This is a genomic window from Cellulomonas cellasea, from assembly GCF_030372105.1.
GTDB classification, from domain to species: Bacteria; Actinomycetota; Actinomycetes; order Actinomycetales; family Cellulomonadaceae; genus Cellulomonas_A; species Cellulomonas_A cellasea_A.
The window spans coordinates 255,153-271,873 of the sequence record NZ_JAUDBQ010000003.1 but is presented as its reverse complement, the minus strand read 5'-3'; the positions used below and the strand labels follow the sequence as shown (position 1 = coordinate 271,873).

Sequence of the window (16,721 nt, the reverse complement as noted above, 5' to 3'; positions counted from 1 at the left end):
GCACGTAGGGGGTCGTCGGCGGCGTCGGATGTGTATAAGGGCCCGGGCCGGCCGCCCCCGGGGAGGCGCCGCAGCCGCGGTGGGCGGCCTGCTCCTCGCCGTGGTCGTCGGCGTCGCGATGGACCCGGTCGCGGCCGGCCTGACGGACGCCGCCTCCTCATCGGCGGGATCGTCGGTCGTCGCCACGGGCGGCACGACGACAGTGCAGGTCACGGCGCTGGACATGCGCTTCAGCCCGCGGGAGGTCGAGGTGCCCGCCGGCGACCGGCTCGTCATCGAGCTGACCAACGGCGACTCCGCGGTGCACGACCTGGTGCTGGCGTCCGGCGCCACCTCGGGGCGGCTCGAACCGGGGGAGACCACCACCGTGGACGCGGGCGTCGTCGCCTCCGACACCGACGGATGGTGCTCCGTGGCGGGGCACAGGCTCATGGGGATGACCCTGGAGATCGTGGTCACCGGCTCCGCCGCCGAGGCCGCGCCACCCGCTGTCGAGCACCAGCACGGCCAGGCCTCCGACGCGACGGACGCCGCCGACGACCTCGACCCCGGCGCCGAGCCGGACGCGGACTTCCGGGCCTGGGACGCCGTCCTGGCCCCTGCGGCCCTCTCCGGCGTCGAGCAGTCCGGCGGAACGGCGCACACGGTCGGCGGCGCCACCACCCATCACGTGACGCTGCGTGCCCAGGAGGCCGAGCGCGAGGTCGCCCCCGGGGTGACGCAGCTCGCCTGGACCTTCAATGGCGCCGTGCCCGGGCCGGTGCTGCGCGGCCGCGTCGGGGACACGTTCGTGGTGACCCTCGTCAACGAGGGCGGCATCGGGCACTCGCTCGACTTCCACGCGGGCGCCCTGTCGCCGGACGAGGTGATGCGCACGATCGCCCCGGGCGAGACGCTCACCTACACGTTCACCGCGAACCGCAGCGGCATCTGGATGTACCACTGCTCCACCGCGCCCATGAGCCTGCACATCGCGAGCGGCATGTTCGGCGCCGTCATCATCGACCCGCCCGGCCTTCCGGCGGTGGACCACGAGTACCTGTTGGTCCAGTCCGAGCTGTACCTCGGCCCGCAGGGCGGGGAGGCGGACGCGGCCAAGGTGGCCGACGGTGATGCCGACCTGGTGGTGTTCAACGGGTACGCGCACCAGTACCGCCACCGCCCGCTCGAGGTGCGGACCGGCGACAGCGTGCGGATCTGGGTGCTCGACGCCGGGCCGAACCGGCCGAGCGCGTTCCACGTGGTGGGGGGCCAGTTCAGCTCGGTGTACCGCGAGGGTGACTGGGTGCTGCGGGACGGCGGCTCAACCGGCACTGGGGGCTCCCAGGTGCTCGCGCTGCAGCCCGCTGAGGGCGGGTTCGTCGAGCTCGACTTCCCGGAGGCTGGGACCTACCCGTTCGTGACCCATGCGATGAGCGACGCGGAGTCGGGCGCCAGCGGCCGGTTCCTCGTCACGGACGGGTGAGCGGTCAGCGCCGGCGCGATCCGGGACGCTCCGAGCGCTCCCAGCCCGGGCGCACGGCCCGCGAGCCGATCTGCTCGTCGCGGGACCGGTAGACGATGTACGGCCGGACCACGTAGCCCAGCGGCGCGGAGAACACGTGCACCAGCCGGGTGAACGGCCACAGCAAGAACAGGAGCGTCGCGCTGAGCACGTGCAGCTGGAACATCAGCGGCACGTCGGCCATGAGTGCCGCGTCGGGCCGCAGCGAGAAGAGCCCGCGCACCCACGGCGCGATCGACCCCCGGTAGTCGTACGCGTCGCCGAAGACCTGGAACAGCACCGTCGCGGCCGTCCCGAACGCCAGCGTCGCCCCGAGGCTCACGTACATGACCTTGTCCATGCGGGTGGTCGCGGTGAACACCCGGGTGACGGTGCGCCTGCGGTAGACGAGGATCGCCAGCCCGGCGAGGGTCAGCACGGCGGCCGTGGTGCCCATCCATGTCGCGCCCAGGTGGTACAGGTGCTCGGTCACGCCGATCGCCTCGAGCCAGCCGCGCGGGATCAGGAGCCCCACGACGTGCCCGGCGATGACCATGAGGATCCCGATGTGGAACATCGGCGACCCCCAGCGCAGCAGGCGGTTCTCGTAGACCTGCGAGGAGCGCGTGGTCCAGCCGAACTGGTCGTAGCGGTAGCGCCACACGTGCCCGACGACGAACACGGCGGCCGCGACGTAGGGCACGACGACCCACAAGACGGTGTCCCAGGTGTTCACGAGAGCGCCTCCACAGGTCGGGTCGTGGGAAAGGGGAGCAGGGGGGTGGACAGCCCGACCATCTCCTGCGGAGGGCCGGCCGCGACCAGCGCGGTGAAGCGCTCGGCGGTCGCGGCGTCCACTTGCGGCAGGGTCAGGCAGACCGCGTCGAGCACGTCGGCGTACGGGCTGCGCAGATCGTGCAGGGCAGAACGCAGCACCTCGAGGCCGTCGCGGTGGGCGCCCAGCAGCAGGTCGCTGACCTCGCCGGGCTCGCGCGCGCACAGCTCGAGCACCGCGGGCAGGTAGTCGGGGAGCTCGTCGGCGGGCGGCTGCCAGCCACATGCCCGGTACGCCTCGATGAAGGTCACGAGCGCCATGCCGCGCCGTCGGGTGTCGCCGGCGGCGTAGAAGGTCAGGTACAGCGCGCAGCGTCGTTTGAGGTCGAACGTGCGGACGTACTCGGCCTCGTGCTGGGCGAGGTCCCACGCGTCCACCCGGTCGAGGAACGAGCAGATCGCTTTCTCCACCCGTCTCGGCAGGTCTGCCGCCGTGGCGCGCAGCGTCGTGAACCCGTCCCGCAGGTCGGCAGTGGGGTAGTCGAGCAGCAGGGCCGCCGTCATGTGCGCGACCGCGCGCTGCGCGCTCGTGGTCGGCACCGGGGTCAGGAACGGCAGGGCGGTGCGCGTCATGATCGCGCCTCGGGTCCCTGGCCGTACCCGGCCTGGTCGGGCGCGGGCGGGAACAGCCCGGGCGGTGCGCCGCCGCCGTCCCAGTTGAGCAGGTTGACGCGGGCCGGGGCCCCCTGGTCGGCGGGACCCTCGGCGCGCTGCCGGTCGCGCAGCGCGTGGAAGGTCTCGACCGTCGCGCGGACGGGGCGCCCGCTCGCGGCGCCGAACGGCCCGGCTGGGCCGCCGCCCATGCCGGGCCCGCCCTCGCCGTCGAGCGAGCACCCGCTGGCGATCTCCTCGAGGGCGCGCGCCCCCTCGGCGTGCGCGGCCGGGATGACGTACCGGTCCTCGTACTTCGCGATGGCCAGCAGCCGGTACATCGCCTCGATGCTCGTGGCGTCCATGCCGACGGCGGCCGCGATGCGCGGATCCTGCTCGACACCGAGGTTGACGTTGCGCATGTGGGCCCGCATCGCGGCGAGCCGTTGCAGCGACGCGGTCACGGGCTCGGTGTCACCGGCGGTGAACAGCCCCGCGAGGTACTCGACCGGGATGCGCAGCCGGTCGATCGCGGCGAACAGGGTGGGCGCGTCCTCGCCGTCGGCGCCCGATCCGGCCACCACGTCGACCACGGGGGACAGCGGGGGGATGTACCAGACCATCGGCATCGTCCGGTACTCCGGGTGCAGCGGCAGGGCGACCTGGTACTCCGAGATCAGCGACCAGATCGGCGACGCCTGGGCGGCGGCGATCCAGTCCTCGGGGATGCCGGCCTCGCGGGCCGCACGGACCACCTCGGGGTCGTGCGGGTCGAGGAAGACCGAGCGCTGGGCGTCGAGCAGCTGGGCAGGGTCCTCGACGCTCGCGGCCTCCAGCACCCGGTCGGCGTCGTACAGCACGAGGCCGAGGTAGCGCAGCCGCCCGACGCAGGTCTCCGAGCACACGGTGGGCAGCCCGACCTCGAGCCGCGGGTAGCACATCGTGCACTTCTCGGCCTTGCCCGTGGCGTGGTTGAAGTAGACCTTCTTGTACGGGCAGCCGGTCACGCACATGCGCCAACCGCGGCACGCGTCCTGGTCGACCAGCACGATGCCGTCCTCGGAGCGCTTGTACATCGCGCCCGACGGGCACGACGCCACACAGGACGGGTTGAGGCAGTGCTCGCAGATGCGCGGCAGGTAGAACATGAACGCCGATTCGAACTCGGCCTTGACCTGTGTGCTCATGGTCGCGAGCACCGGGTCGTCGGCCATCGTCTCGCCCGAGCCGCCGAGGTCGTCGTCCCAGTTCGCCGACCAGCGGATCTGCATGTCCTCGCCGGTCAGCAGGGACTTGGGGCGGGCGACAGGGGTGTGCTCGCCCAGGGGCGCCGACAGGAGCGTGTCGTAGTCGTACGTCCACGGCTCGTAGTAGTCGTCGATCCCCGGAAGCGTCGGGTTGGAGAAGATGTGCGCGAGCTTGCTGAACCGCCCGCCGGCCCGGAGCTTGAGCCGGCCGCCGCGCGTGCGCACCCACCCGCCGCGCCACCGGTCCTGGTCCTCGTATCGGCGCGGGTAGCCGACGCCCGGGCGGGTCTCGACGTTGTTGAACCACGCGTACTCCACGCCGGTGCGGTTCGTCCACGCCTGCTTGCAGGTCACCGAGCAGGTGTGGCACCCGATGCACTTATCCAGGTTCATCACCATCGACATCTGGGCCATGACGCGCATCAGTACTGCACCTCCTGCGAACGACGGCGGATCACGGTGACCTCGTCACGCTGGTTGCCCGTGGGCCCCAGGTAGTTGAACGCGAAGGACAGTTGCGCGTAGCCGCCGATGAGGTGGCTCGGTTTGAGCAGCACCCGGGTGAGGGAGTTGTGGATGCCGCCGCGCAGCCCCGACGTCTCCGACCGCGGCACATCCACGGTGCGGTCCTTGGCGTGGTACATGTACACCGTCCCGGCCGGCATGCGGTGGGAGACGATCGCGCGGGCGACGACGACGCCGTTGCGGTTGTACGCCTCGATCCACTCGTTGTCGCGCACCCCGATGGTCGTCGCGTCCTGCGGGGACATCCAGATGGTCGGGCCGCCCCGGGAGAGCGACAGCATGAAGAGGTTGTCCTGGTACTCGGAGTGGATCGACCACTTGGAGTGCGGGGTCAGGTACCGCACGGCCACCTCCGCCGTCCCCTCGGAGCCCGGCGTGCCGCTGGGGTCGGTGGACCCGGGCCGTGCGTCGCCGAACAGCCGGTGCAGGTCGAGTGGCGGGCGGTAGACGGGCAGGTTCTCGCCGAGCTCGGTCATCCAGTCGTGGTCGAGGTAGAAGTGCTGGCGGCCGGTGAGCGTGTGCCAGGGCTTGAGGTGCTCGACGTTGATGGTGAACGGCGAGTATCGGCGCCCGCCGTGCTCGGAGCCCGACCACTCGGGCGACGTGATCACGGGCACCGGGCGCGCCTGCACGTCGGCGAACCGGATCCGCTCGCCCTCGTGGTCACGGGCGAGGGACGCCAGCTCGGTGCCGGTGCGCCTCTCCATCTGCTGGAAGCCCTGGACCGCGAGGCGGCCGTTCGTGGTGCCGGACAGTGCCAGGATCGTCTCGCACACGTGCTGCGCGGTCGCCAGGCGTGGCCGCCCCGCTGTCGGGCCCGCGGTGACCGTCCCGTTGAGCCGCCCGAGCGCCTCGACCTCCGGCTCCGGCGAGTACGTGACGCCCTTCGTCACCATCCCGGCCTTGGCGGTCAGCGGGCCGAGCGCCTCCCACCGGTCGGCGATGGTCGTGTAGTCGCGCTCCACGACGACGAGCTTGGGCATCGTGACGCCCGGCACCAGCTCGGCCTGCTCGGGCACCAGGCCGTAGGGAGTGCTGAGCTCGTCGGGGGTGTCGTGCAGCAGCGGCGCCGCCACGAGGTCCTCGCGCACGCCGAGGTGCTCCGCCCCGAGCCGCTGCACCTCGCGCGCGAGCGTGGCGAACGTGTCGAAGTCGGTGCGGGTCTGCCACGGCGGCGCGATCGCGGGGTTGAACGAGTGCACGAACGGGTGCATGTCCGTGGTGGACAGGTCGTGCTTCTCGTACCAGGTGGCGGTCGGCAGCACGACGTCGCTGAACAGCGTGGTGGAGGTCATCCGGAAGTCACTGGTGACGAGCAGGTCGAGCTTCCCGCGCGGCGCCTCGTCATGCCACTCCATGCTCACCGGCCGGCGTCCCGGCGCGGACTCCTCCGCCCGCACCGCGTTGTCCGTGCCCAGCAGGTGCCGCAGGAAGTACTCGTTGCCCTTGCCGGACGAGCCGAGCAGGTTCGCCCGCCACACCGTCAGCACCCGGGGGAAGTTCGCGGGGTCGTCGGGGTCCTCGCAGGCGAACCGCAGCCGCCCGGCCTCGAGCTCGTCCACGACGTGCTGTGCGGGCTCCTTGCCCTGCGCGCGGGCCTCGTCGACGAGGTCGAGCGGGTTGCGGTTGAAGGTGGGGTAGGAGGGCATCCACCCGCGCCGGGCCGACTCCACGAGGCAGTCGGCGGTGGTGCGCCCGGCGAACGCGCCCTCGGCGAGCGGGCTGGCCAGCGCGTCGGCGGGCAGCCCGTCGTAGCGCCACTGGTCCGTCGCGAGGTACCAGAACGCCGTGCTGATCATGTGGCGCGGCGGCCGCGACCAGTCCAGGCCGTTGGCGTACTGCGCCCACCCGGTGACGGGCCGGCACTTCTCCTGGCCCACGTAGTGCGCCCAGCCGCCGCCGTTGACGCCCTGGCACCCGGTCATCGTCACCAGGGCGAGGAACGCGCGGTAGATCGTGTCGGAGTGGAACCAGTGGTTGGTCCCGGCGCCCATGAGGATCATCGAGCGCCCGCCCGACGCCTCGGCGTTCGCGGCGAACTCCCGTCCGATCCGCTCCGCCGTCGCGGCGGGCACCGAGGTGATCTCCTCCTGCCACGCGGGCGTGCCCGGGCTGGCCGGGTCGTCGTAGCCCGTGGGCCAGTCGCCTGGCAGCCCGTCCCGCCCCACGCCGTACTGCGCGAGCATCAGGTCGAAGACCGTGGTGACCAGGTGGTCGCCGATCCGCCGCACCGGCACGCCGCGCCGCACGATCCCGGCGCCGCCCTGGTGCTCGTCGCCGGGCTGCGGCGCCACGTCGAAGCGCGGCAGGTCGATGGCGACGGCGGCGCCGTCCCAGTCCGCCGCGTCGGCCACCGACAGCACGGGGTCGATGTCCCCGAGGTCGAGGTTCCACCGCCCCGCCTGCTCCGGGTCGAACCGGTGCCCGAGCGTCCCCGGCGGGACCACGGCCTCCCCCGAGGCGTCCAGGACGACCGTCTGGAACGCCGCGTCGCGGTCCGTGCTGGGGGCGGGGAGCAGGTCTCCGGTGAGGAACTTGTCCGGCACCCAGCCGTCCTCGCGCGCCTTGAGCCGCACGAGGTGCGGGGCGTCGGTGAACCGCGTCATGTACGACGCGAACTGCTCAGTGCGGCGGTCGACCAGGAACTCGCGCAGGATGACGTGCCCCATCGCGATCGCCAGCGCGCCGTCCGTGCCGGGGTGCGGGGCCAGCCACTCGTCAGCGAACTTGCTGTTGTCGGCGTAGTCCGGCGAGACGGTGACGACCTTCTGCCCGCGGTACCGGGCCTCCGTCATGAAGTGCGCGTCGGGTGTGCGGGTCACGGGGACGTTCGAGCCCCACATCATCAGGTAGCTCGCGTTCCACCAGTCGGCGGACTCCGGGACGTCGGTCTGGTCGCCGAAGACCTGCGGCGAGGCGACCGGCAGGTCCGCGTACCAGTCGTAGAACGACAGCATCGTGCCGCCCAGCATCGACACGAACCGCGAGCCGGCGCCGTGCGACACCATCGACATCGCGGGGATGGGAGAGAAGCCCGCGATCCGGTCGGGCCCGTACTCCTTGATGGTGTGCACGTGCGCGGCGGCGACGATCTCAGACGCCTCGTCCCATGTGGCACGGACCAGGCCGCCCTTGCCACGCGCCGACTTGTACGCCCGTGAGGTCTCGGGGTCGGATGTGACCTCCGCCCACGCCAGCACCGGGTCGCCGGTGCGCTGCTTGGCCTCGCGGTACGCCTGCAGCAGCACGCCGCGCACATACGGGTAGCGGATGCGCGTGGGGGAGTACGTGTACCAGGAGAACGCGGCGCCGCGCGGGCAGCCGCGAGGCTCGTACTCGGGGGAGTCCGGGCCGACCGACGGGTAGTCGGTCTGCTGCGTCTCCCACGTGATGATGCCGTCCTTGACGTACACCTTCCACGAGCACGACCCGGTGCAGTTCACGCCGTGGGTGGAGCGCACCACCTTGTCGTGCGACCACCGGTCGCGGTAGAACGCGTCGCCCTGGCGGCCGCCCTGGAGGAAGACGGCGCGGAGGTCCTCGGAGACCTCGCCGCGGCGCAGGTGCGAGCCGAGGCGCAGCAGCCGGTCGACGGCGGCGTTGTCCGTGCCGGCGGTGCGCGGCGATTCGGTGGGTGTGGGCATGGCTCCTCGTTCTCAGCTCGGGCGACGTGCGCCGGGCCGCGCGTAGTTGGACCAGGTCAGCCAGGTGCACAGCGCGAAGTACGCCGCAGCGCCGATGAAGAACGCCCGCGGGCTCCACACGGACAGGGCCATGCCCACGAGGAACGGCCCGAACGCCGCGATGGCAGACGTGAAGCCGATGACGCCGCCGGCCTGCCGGCGGTCGAAGATCATGGGCATCTGCTTGAACGTCCCCGCGTTCCCAATGCCCGCGAACGTGAAGATGGCCAGCATCCCCGCCAGGAACCAGGTGAACTGGCCGACGTCGTGCGGGTCCAGGAAGAACAGCGTGAACACTGTGCTCGCGGTCATGCCGATGCCCGCCACGAGCGTCCACACCGCGCCGCCGAACCTGTCGCACAACGGCCCCCACGCGGCCCGGGTCAGCGACCCGAGCAGCGGGCCGAGGAAGGCGAACTTCAGCGGGTCGGGGGCGTCGGCGAAGTGGCCGTACTCGTTGAGGATCAGCAGGCCGAGCTGCGCGGCGAAGCCCGAGAACGCCCCGAACGTCATCGTGTAGATGGCCGTCATGAGCCACGTGTCGCGGTTGGAGAAGATGTCCAACTGCTGCCGGAAGTTCGCCGTGACGGGCACGCGGCGCAGGAACAGCGCCGCCATCACGATGCCGGCCAGCACCCACGGGATGAGCACCAGCCCGGCGTTGTGCAGCCATAGCTGCCCGCCGTCGACGGTGGTCTGCGGGGTGAGCGCCGCCGTGCCGAGCAGGCCGAAGCCGACCACCCACGGCACCAGGAACTGGATGAGGCTGACCCCGAAGTTGCCCAGGCCCGCCTGGAGTCCCAGCGCCGTGCCGGACATCCGCCGCGGGAAGAAGTAGCTCGTCGACGGCATGAAGCCGGCGAACGCGCCACCGCCGATCCCGGTGGCGGCGGCCAGCAGGATCAGCACGCCGTACGAGGTCGTGGCATCCCGGACCGCGAGCGTCCAACCGATCATCGGGATCAGCAGCAGCGTCGCGCTGCCCCCGACCAACGTCCGGGTGCCGAGCACCGGCGGCAGGAACATGAACACCAGCCGCATGAGCCCACCGGCCAGGCCCGGCACCGCGACCAGCCAGTACAGCTGGCCAGGGCTGAGGTCGAAGCCGATCATCGTGAGCCGCGGGGCGATCGCGGACACCAGGTACCAGACGGCGAACGCGAGGGTCAGGTTGTACGTGGTGATCGACAGCGTCCGCCACGCCAGCCGGCGGTCCCAGGTGTCCGCGTTCTCGGGATCCCAGCTGGTCAGATCACGGGTCGTGCTCGTCTGTGCGGCCATCTGCAACTCCCTTGTGGCGGCAGCCGTCCTGGTCCGGTCGGGGCCAGGATGGCGTGGTGCTCACCAGGGGTGCGAACCCGTAGACCGTGGAAAATCTCTCACCGCCTTCCAGGGCATCCGGGATTGGTTCACACGGTCGTGCCAGCCGTCCGACCCAACATCCATCCCGCGATCCAACAGCCGTCCTACGCCCCGAGAAGGGCTCTGCACGCGCCTCTATCCGGCGTAGGCGCGGGCGACCTCAGAGCAACGTGCCGGCGAAGGCCGCCGGGCAGTTCTTCCGCTGGCATCCGCCACGCGGAGCGCTGGTGCGGCGATCGGCGCGAGCGCGTCAGAGTCAAGAGGTCGCCCGCTCCCGGTACTCGGGCGACACCTCCAGCGGGTAATCCAGTCGGCGATTGGCGGTGCGGCCCCTCTTGCCCTCGTCAACATCGCGAGGGGCGGGTGTCGATGACCGCGGTCGGGCCGGGCGTCGGAAGCAATCCGATGGGCCCTCCAAGTAGCAACGTGGCCCAGCGAGCACAGTGCCGGTCGCCAGGAGAGAGCGTCTGGATTGTCCGGTCGGCCGAACGTCGCGGAGGCGCACGACGTCAGAACACGGCCTGCAGTACCGGTATGCCGATCCTGCCAGCGGTTGACCAGGCTCTATGGTGACGGACAACGAAGGGCCGGAGTTGAGCGAAGGGGCAGATGTGGACGCCGCGACATTGTCGATCTTGACCACCGTTGTAGGCAACGTGGCAACGTCTGCTGTCATGGGTGCAGGTCGCATGCTCGGCAGAGCATCAGCCGAACAATCTGTCGATCGCGGCCCGGAGGTGACCTTGACTGATGATGGCTCGGTCATCATTCAACTCGCCGACGCCAACAGACTGGTCGCAGTCATGGAGGGCCCGTATGTCTCGGCCCTCACGGAAGCTTACGTATTTGCGCGTATTCTCGCGCCGGTGCACGGCGATGCACCCGCGGAATTGGCCTTTATCGAAGAGGTGCGCGACGATTTCAAACGGCACTTGAGTAGAGTCGATGAGTTGGGTGCATCGGCGGCTGCTATCGAATACCTGTGGGTGAACCTCACAGAATATCTAGACTCCGTCGTCATGGCGAGCGAGATACATGACTTGCTCGATCCTGACGAACTGAACCGCCTTGCTCGAATGGACGTGCACGGCAAACTCGACCAGGAGAGCATTAAAGCACCAAGATTCCTGAGGGACCTTGCCAGCATCCTCCGAGATCCAACTCGGCTAGAGCGAGCATACTCATTCGGAAGCGACATAAACGCGCACTATGTGCAAGTGCACACCGACATGCGACTAGAGCACACGCTCGAGAGTGCGCCTCGAGAGGGTACGGCGCGCCTGCTGTTCGACAGCATATATATCTCGCGGGCAGTCCGCACGGCAGAAGGCGAGACGATTCAAACCGATGTCGCGCTCGATCTGACGCGCCGTGGTCGATTCGTCATAACCGGCGCGCCAGGCGCAGGCAAGTCGACCCTGATGCAGCATGTTGTTCGACAAGTGGCGACGGAAGACGGGGTTCGTGTACCGCTTTTGGTGCGCATCAGAGAGTTTTCGTCGGACAGGCCGGTACTGATTGACGAAATCGTTGCCGCCATTCGACGCGACCTTCAGATGCATGATGTAGGCGTGGATGAAATCGAGGCAATGCTCACCCTTGGGAGAGCAACGGTTCTCTTTGACGGACTCGATGAGGCACTGGACTTGCCTCGGCGACGCATAGTCACCGCGGCGATAGATGCTTTCTCCCACAGATTCCCACTGACAAGCGTGATTGTAACCAGCAGGGTTGTGGGGTACGAACAGGCGGCTTTGAGTGCCGCGTTCAAAGTTCTCGCCCTTCTGGACTTCACGGACACTCAGATCATGGAATACGCGCGGATTTGGTTCAGGCAGAATCTCAGCTATGAAGGAGACGTCGAGGTCTTCTACGGCGAACTTGACACAATACCTGACCTGCGCTCAAACCCGCTCATGCTTTCTCTCATTTGCGCCCTGTACCGAGCTCGCGGCCACGTGCCGCGAAACAGGCGGCAAGTTTACGCCGAATGTGCTGACTTGCTGTTTAATCGGTGGGACCCGATGCGTCGGATCACTCAACCCGTCGACCAGGTGCAACACGGTCAAGACCTAATGCAAGAAATTGCCTTGTGGTACTTTAAATCAGCGTCGGCTCAGGCTGGCGTCGAGCAGCGCCAACTCGAGGCCGTGGTGCAGCATTTTTTCGTAGATACCGCCGGGGTCCTCCCATCCGAGGCCAGACGCAGAGCCGCGTCGTTTATTGACTACTGTTCGGGCCGCGCATGGCTCCTGACTTGGGTGACAATGAACGAGAATGGCGAGAAGTTGTACACGTTCACACACCGAACGTTTATGGAGTACTTTGCGGCAGAAGGTTTGGCACGCAGTTCCGCCGACACTGATGTGCTTGTCCATCACGTCTTGAACGCGTACCGAGAGAACGGCAGTTCGGTCGTGCCTGAACTAGTCGTTCAATCGGCGGAATATGCTCGAAGAGGTCAGGGCCGGGCCGTCATTCGCGGTATCGAAGCATACGAGCGAAAGCTCGGCCGCCGCCACGTGGGCACATACCTGGCCCTTCGGGTTCGTCTTGCCGGGGTACTCACACTCCCTGCGTCGTTCATCGAGCCGCTATTCAAGGAGTGTCTCGAGGCATTAGCGAGCCAAAGCGCAGACACGTATGGAGTGCTGCTCGAGATGATGCGACTCCCGCGTGATCAGCGAAACCGCCTTGTTGCACATTTGGCTGGTGATCCCGAGATTGAGACGCCGCTTGGCGAAGAGTCAGTACGTCGACGATGGGCCGCGGACTTTCTTGAGCGTTGGGCTCAAGTGGTGCTTCGGCGAGATGCGAATACGAGTGAGTCGCAAGAATGGGTCCCCCAACTCACTGACCTCTGGCAACTACTGCGGGAAGAGCCTGGCTTCGCACCGGGCCCTGTTAGCCGACTCTATTTCTGGAAAGAGGGTTTCGATAGTAACAGTCTAGAGGGCGACGAGTTGGGCGCCTATTTGAGTCTCGGCCGCGGAATGCGGACTCGGAGTAAGGTTCTGTTCGCTGTGCATGAACTTGCCCAGCGCGACAACGAAGGACACCCTGGGCGGGCTGAGATTCTTGCTCAACTACCCAACGTGTCACAAGCAGAGCGGTTCGGATTTGATGACGGGATGGACTACTTTCGCGAACTCGACGAGTTTCGGCGGATCGTGGATCCATCGGGTTGGAGTGTCTCGATACGGCGCGGAATCGGGGTGCTCGCTATGGTGGTATTTGAATCTGCCTCGGATCTGGCGGAACAGGCGGCGGTTGCACTCGCAAACCTTGCGGGTTTTGATCTCGTGGTCGCTGCGGCCGGCAGGCGCCCCGGGGTGGCGAACCGCACTGGGCTTGTTGAGGCCGCCCGCGGCGAGATGCGTCGATTCGGCTTGCCTCGTTGGGCGGACGAGTGGGCTAGTGGGCGCGTCCACCTTATAGCGGTCGAACATGATGAGTTTGACGACGAGATGTCGTTTTGACGGCGGCCGGGTAGTTCAGTCTGTTGTGAATGGTATGATCTGTTGCCTAGTTGGGCCGTTCTTTTGGGTTTGGATCAGAATGACTCGGCAGAGAATGTAGAGACGGCCCGGCTCGAGCGGTTGGCATTTCGGGATGCAGAGTCCTGTCGGGGTGCGCGGCCGTCGGAGTTTGTCAGTTGCAAGGTCTGGCTCCGACGACCGTGCCTCGACGCTTGGGAGAGGGGTGGTCGCGGTGTCGCTGCACACCCCGGACGACGAGCCGCGCGTCTCGCTGATCCCGATCAACACCCGATACAGCGTGGACGAGACGTTCGACGTCCGGCCTATCACTACTTCGAGGTGACCGGTCGGCGGGTGGCGATCGAGTTCGTGCTGATCAAGTACATGAACGATCAGGCGCGGCGACGCTAGCGCGTATGGGCGCGCGTCGGAGGTGTTGTGCGGACGCGCTAGATCAACGGCCGCCGCTCGACCTGCTCGAAGGTGGTCGACGCGTCGGTCCGGCGCTCCCACAGCCGCACCTCGCCCGCGGCGAGCGAGGCCCGCACGTCCACGATCCGCTGGTTGCTGCTGCCCCGGAACTGCAGCCCCGGGTCGCGCAGCTCGCGACGGAACGGCCCGTCCACCAGAACGTCCACCTCGTGCAGCAGCGCGATCTTGTCGTCGCTGTCGGCGAGCAGCTCCTCGAACGTGTAGCCCGACCACGCCCACACGTCCTTGGCGTGGCCGAGCTCCCGGCGCATGCGCGCGATCAGCCGCAGGCATACGCCGGTGTTGAGGAACGGCTCGCCGCCCAGCAGGGTCAGTCCCTGCACCGACTCGTGGCCCAGATCCGCCAGGATCCGGTCTTCGAGCTCCTCGGTGTACGGCCGCCCGTAGCGGAAGCTCCAGGTCGCCTCGTTGAAGCAGCCGTCGCAGGCGAACAGGCAGCCGCTGACGTACAGGCTGCACCGCACGCCCTCGCCGTCGACGAACTGGAAGGGCTTGTAGTCCCCGACGTGGCCCTGGCTGAGCTTCTCGGACAGCCACTCGCGGGGGAGCGGGGTCCGCACCTCAGCCCTGGTCGGGCGCGGACGGCTGGGCAGGGACCCCGCCGACGGCGCCGGTCATGTGCTTGACCCGCGAGGCGATCTCGGTGTGCCGGCCGTGCACCATGGGCCGGGCCTGCGGGTTGCCGAGATAGCCGCAGGTGCGCTTGACGACGTCGCAGGTCAGCGGGTCGGCGTTGCCGCACTCGGGGCACTCGAAACCGCGTGCCGTCGCGTCGAAGTCGCCCGAGTAGCCGCAGGCGTAGCAGCGGTCGATCGGCGTGTTCGTGCCCAGGTAGCCGACGCGGTCGTAGGCGTAGTCCCACACGGCCTCGAGCGCGCGGGGGTTCTGCTGCAGCACCGGGTACTCGCAGTAGTGGATGAACCCGCCCGACGCGTAGGCCGGGTAGTCCATCTCGAAGTCCAGCTTCTCGAACGGCGTGGGGCTCTTGCGCACGTCGTAGTGGAAGCTGTTCGTGTAGTAGTCCTTGTCGGTGATGTCCGCCACGGACCCGAACTTGGCCTTGTCGAGCCGGCAGAACCGGTCCGTCAGGCTCTCGCTCGGCGTCGAGTACACGCTGAACTGGTAGCCGTTCTCGCGGCTCCACGCGCTGGTGCTGGAGTGCAGGGTCCGCAGGATGTCGAGCGTGAACTCCTTCGCCTCCGGGTTGCCCTCCCACGCGCCGCCGAAGAACGCCGCCGCGACCTCGTACAGTCCGATGAAGCCGAGTGACACCGTCGCGCGGCCGTCCTTGAACAGCGCGTCGACCGAGTCGCCTGCCGCGAGCCGCTCGCCGAAGGCGCCGTAGATGTAGAGGATCGGCGCGTTCTCGGGCGATGCCTCCTTGCAGCGGGCGATCCGGAAGAGCAGCGCGTCGCGCGCGATGGCCAGGCGCTCGTCGAGGAGGCTCCAGAACCGCTCGGTGCTGCCCTGCGCCTCGAGGGCGATACGCGGCAGGTTGAGGGTAACGACGCCCAGGTTCATCCGGCCCTCGGACACGTCGTTCCCATCGGCGTCCTGCCATCCCTGCAGGAACGACCGGCACCCCATCGGCACCTTGAAGCTGCCCGTGAGCTCGACGATCTTGTCGTAGCTCAGCACGTCGGGGTACATGCGCTTGGTCGAGCACTCGAGCGCGAGCTGCTTGATGTCGTAGTTCGGGTCGCCCGCGTCCAGGTTGAGGCCGCGCTTGAGCGTGAAGATCAGCTTGGGGAAGATCGCGGTGCGCTTCTCGCTGCCCAGGCCGTCGATGCGGATCTGCAGGATCGCCCGCTGGATCTCGCGCTCGAACCAGTTGGTGCCCAGCCCGAAGCCGAGCGACGTGAACGGCGTCTGCCCGTTGGACGTGAACAGGGTGTTGATCTCGTACTCGAGGCTCTGCATCGCGTCATAGATGTCCTTGCGCGTGCGCTCCTCGGCGTACTGGTGGTGCAGCGACGCGTCCGCGACCCAGCGCTCCGCGTCGGCCAGGTGCTTCGCGAAGTTCCGCTCCGCGTACGGGGCCAGCAGCTCGTCGATCCGGTTGGCCGAGCACCCGCCGTACTGGCTCGAGGAGACGTTCGCGATGATCTGCGAGATCTGCGCGGTGGCCGTCTGGATCGAGCGAGGCGGCTCGACCTCGGCGTTGCCGATGCGGAAGCCCCTGCCGAGCATCGTCTGGAAGTCGATGAGGCAGCAGTTCGTCATCGGCGCGTACGGGTGGTAGTCGAGGTCGTGGTAATGGATGTCGCCCTTCTGGTGGGCGTTCGCCACATGCGGGGGCAGCATCTTCAAACCGATCGCCTTGCCCACCGCGCCGGCCGTGAGATCGCGCTGGGTGTTGAAGACGTCGCTGTCCTTGTTGGCGTTCTCGTTGACGATCGACTGGTCCTTGTCGATCAACTTGATGATCGAGTGGTTGATGTCGGTGGCCTTGCTGCGCGCGAAGTCCCGCTGGATGCGGTAGCCGATGTACGCCTCGGCGACGGCGTACTCGCGGCTGTCGAGCAGCACGTGCTCCACGACGTTCTGGATCTCGTAGATCTTCACGTCGACGCTGAACCGGGCCGCGAGCTCGCGGTTGATCCGCGCGACCAGGTCGCGCAACGTGCGGTGGGTCAGGGGCGTGGGCTCGCCGTGGACCTCGACGAACGCGCGGGCGAGCGCCGCGAAGATGCGCTCGTCGTCGAACGGCAGCCGTCGGCCGTCGCGCTTGCTGACCGTCAGCCTTCCCGGAGCCGCCGGGGTCTCCGGGGTCGTCGCGGGCGATTCGGTCTGCAGCATGCGGGTGCCTTCCTCGGCCGTCGGACCCGCCAGACGCATGCCGTCGACGCTTGCGGGCGTGCCCGGCAGTGCGCGCCGACGGCCGCTGGCGTGTCCTGGGAGAGGAGCGCACCGCGGGTCGAACGACAAGATGTGGTGTTCGTGTGAGTGGTTGACGCTAGATGTAGTGATGTCCGGTGCTGGGGGTCGTAGGTCCCGGATCGGTGACGCCGACACGTGAGAGCAC

At 68.3% G+C, this 16,721-nt stretch carries 9 protein-coding genes and 1 pseudogene; 3 read left to right on the top strand and 7 right to left on the bottom strand.

Translation table 11 applies throughout. The features are described 5' to 3' along the window. Nucleotides 1–1,465 (top strand): multicopper oxidase domain-containing protein (locus QUV83_RS04985; RefSeq protein ID WP_289563062.1); only part of this gene is annotated, 1,465 nt, incomplete at its 5' end. Between the two features lie 4 nt (nt 1,466–1,469). Here QUV83_RS04985 and narI read toward each other — a convergent pair. The 5 genes from narI to QUV83_RS04960 are packed head-to-tail and all read right to left on the bottom strand — an operon-like array spanning nt 1,470 to nt 9,644. Beyond that, a complete protein-coding gene (gene narI, locus QUV83_RS04980) occupies nt 1,470–2,219 on the bottom strand; it encodes a respiratory nitrate reductase subunit gamma (protein WP_289563061.1) in 750 nt (249 codons plus the stop codon). Beyond that, complete coding sequence (gene narJ, locus QUV83_RS04975; protein ID WP_289563060.1) at nt 2,216–2,890, bottom strand: nitrate reductase molybdenum cofactor assembly chaperone; 675 nt, start codon at nt 2,888–2,890, stop codon at nt 2,216–2,218. The genes narI and narJ overlap by 4 nt, the downstream gene beginning before the upstream one ends. After that, nucleotides 2,887–4,578, bottom strand: a complete 1,692-nt coding sequence (narH, locus tag QUV83_RS04970) for a nitrate reductase subunit beta (protein ID WP_289563059.1) — start codon at nt 4,576–4,578, stop codon at nt 2,887–2,889. Before narH ends, narJ begins: the two co-directional genes overlap by 4 nt. Beyond that, on the bottom strand, nt 4,578–8,324 hold the full coding sequence (locus tag QUV83_RS04965; RefSeq protein WP_289563058.1) for a nitrate reductase subunit alpha: 3,747 nt from the start codon (nt 8,322–8,324) through the stop codon (nt 4,578–4,580). Before QUV83_RS04965 ends, narH begins: the two co-directional genes overlap by 1 nt. Before the next feature lie 12 nt (nt 8,325–8,336). Continuing rightward, a complete protein-coding gene (locus QUV83_RS04960) occupies nt 8,337–9,644 on the bottom strand; it encodes an MFS transporter (protein WP_289563057.1) in 1,308 nt (435 codons plus the stop codon). Nucleotides 9,645–10,294: 650 nt separating this feature from the next. Here QUV83_RS04960 and QUV83_RS04955 point away from each other — a divergent pair. Further along, nucleotides 10,295–13,204 (top strand): NACHT domain-containing protein, encoded by a 2,910-nt coding sequence (locus QUV83_RS04955; protein ID WP_289563056.1) that lies wholly within the window; start codon nt 10,295–10,297, stop codon nt 13,202–13,204. A 226-nt stretch (nt 13,205–13,430) separates the two neighbouring features. After that, nucleotides 13,431–13,609, top strand: a pseudogene (locus QUV83_RS04950) (23S rRNA (adenine(2503)-C(2))-methyltransferase RlmN); the annotation flags it as partial. A 44-nt stretch (nt 13,610–13,653) separates the two neighbouring features. Here QUV83_RS04950 and nrdG read toward each other — a convergent pair. Beyond that, nucleotides 13,654–14,256, bottom strand: coding sequence for an anaerobic ribonucleoside-triphosphate reductase activating protein (gene nrdG / locus QUV83_RS04945; protein ID WP_289563055.1), 603 nt, complete (start codon nt 14,254–14,256; stop codon nt 13,654–13,656). A 1-nt stretch (nt 14,257) separates the two neighbouring features. Continuing rightward, nucleotides 14,258–16,495: an anaerobic ribonucleoside-triphosphate reductase gene (gene nrdD, locus QUV83_RS04940; RefSeq protein WP_289563054.1), complete on the bottom strand. Its 2,238-nt coding sequence runs from the start codon at nt 16,493–16,495 to the stop codon at nt 14,258–14,260. Between the last annotated feature and the right edge of the window lie 226 nt (nt 16,496–16,721).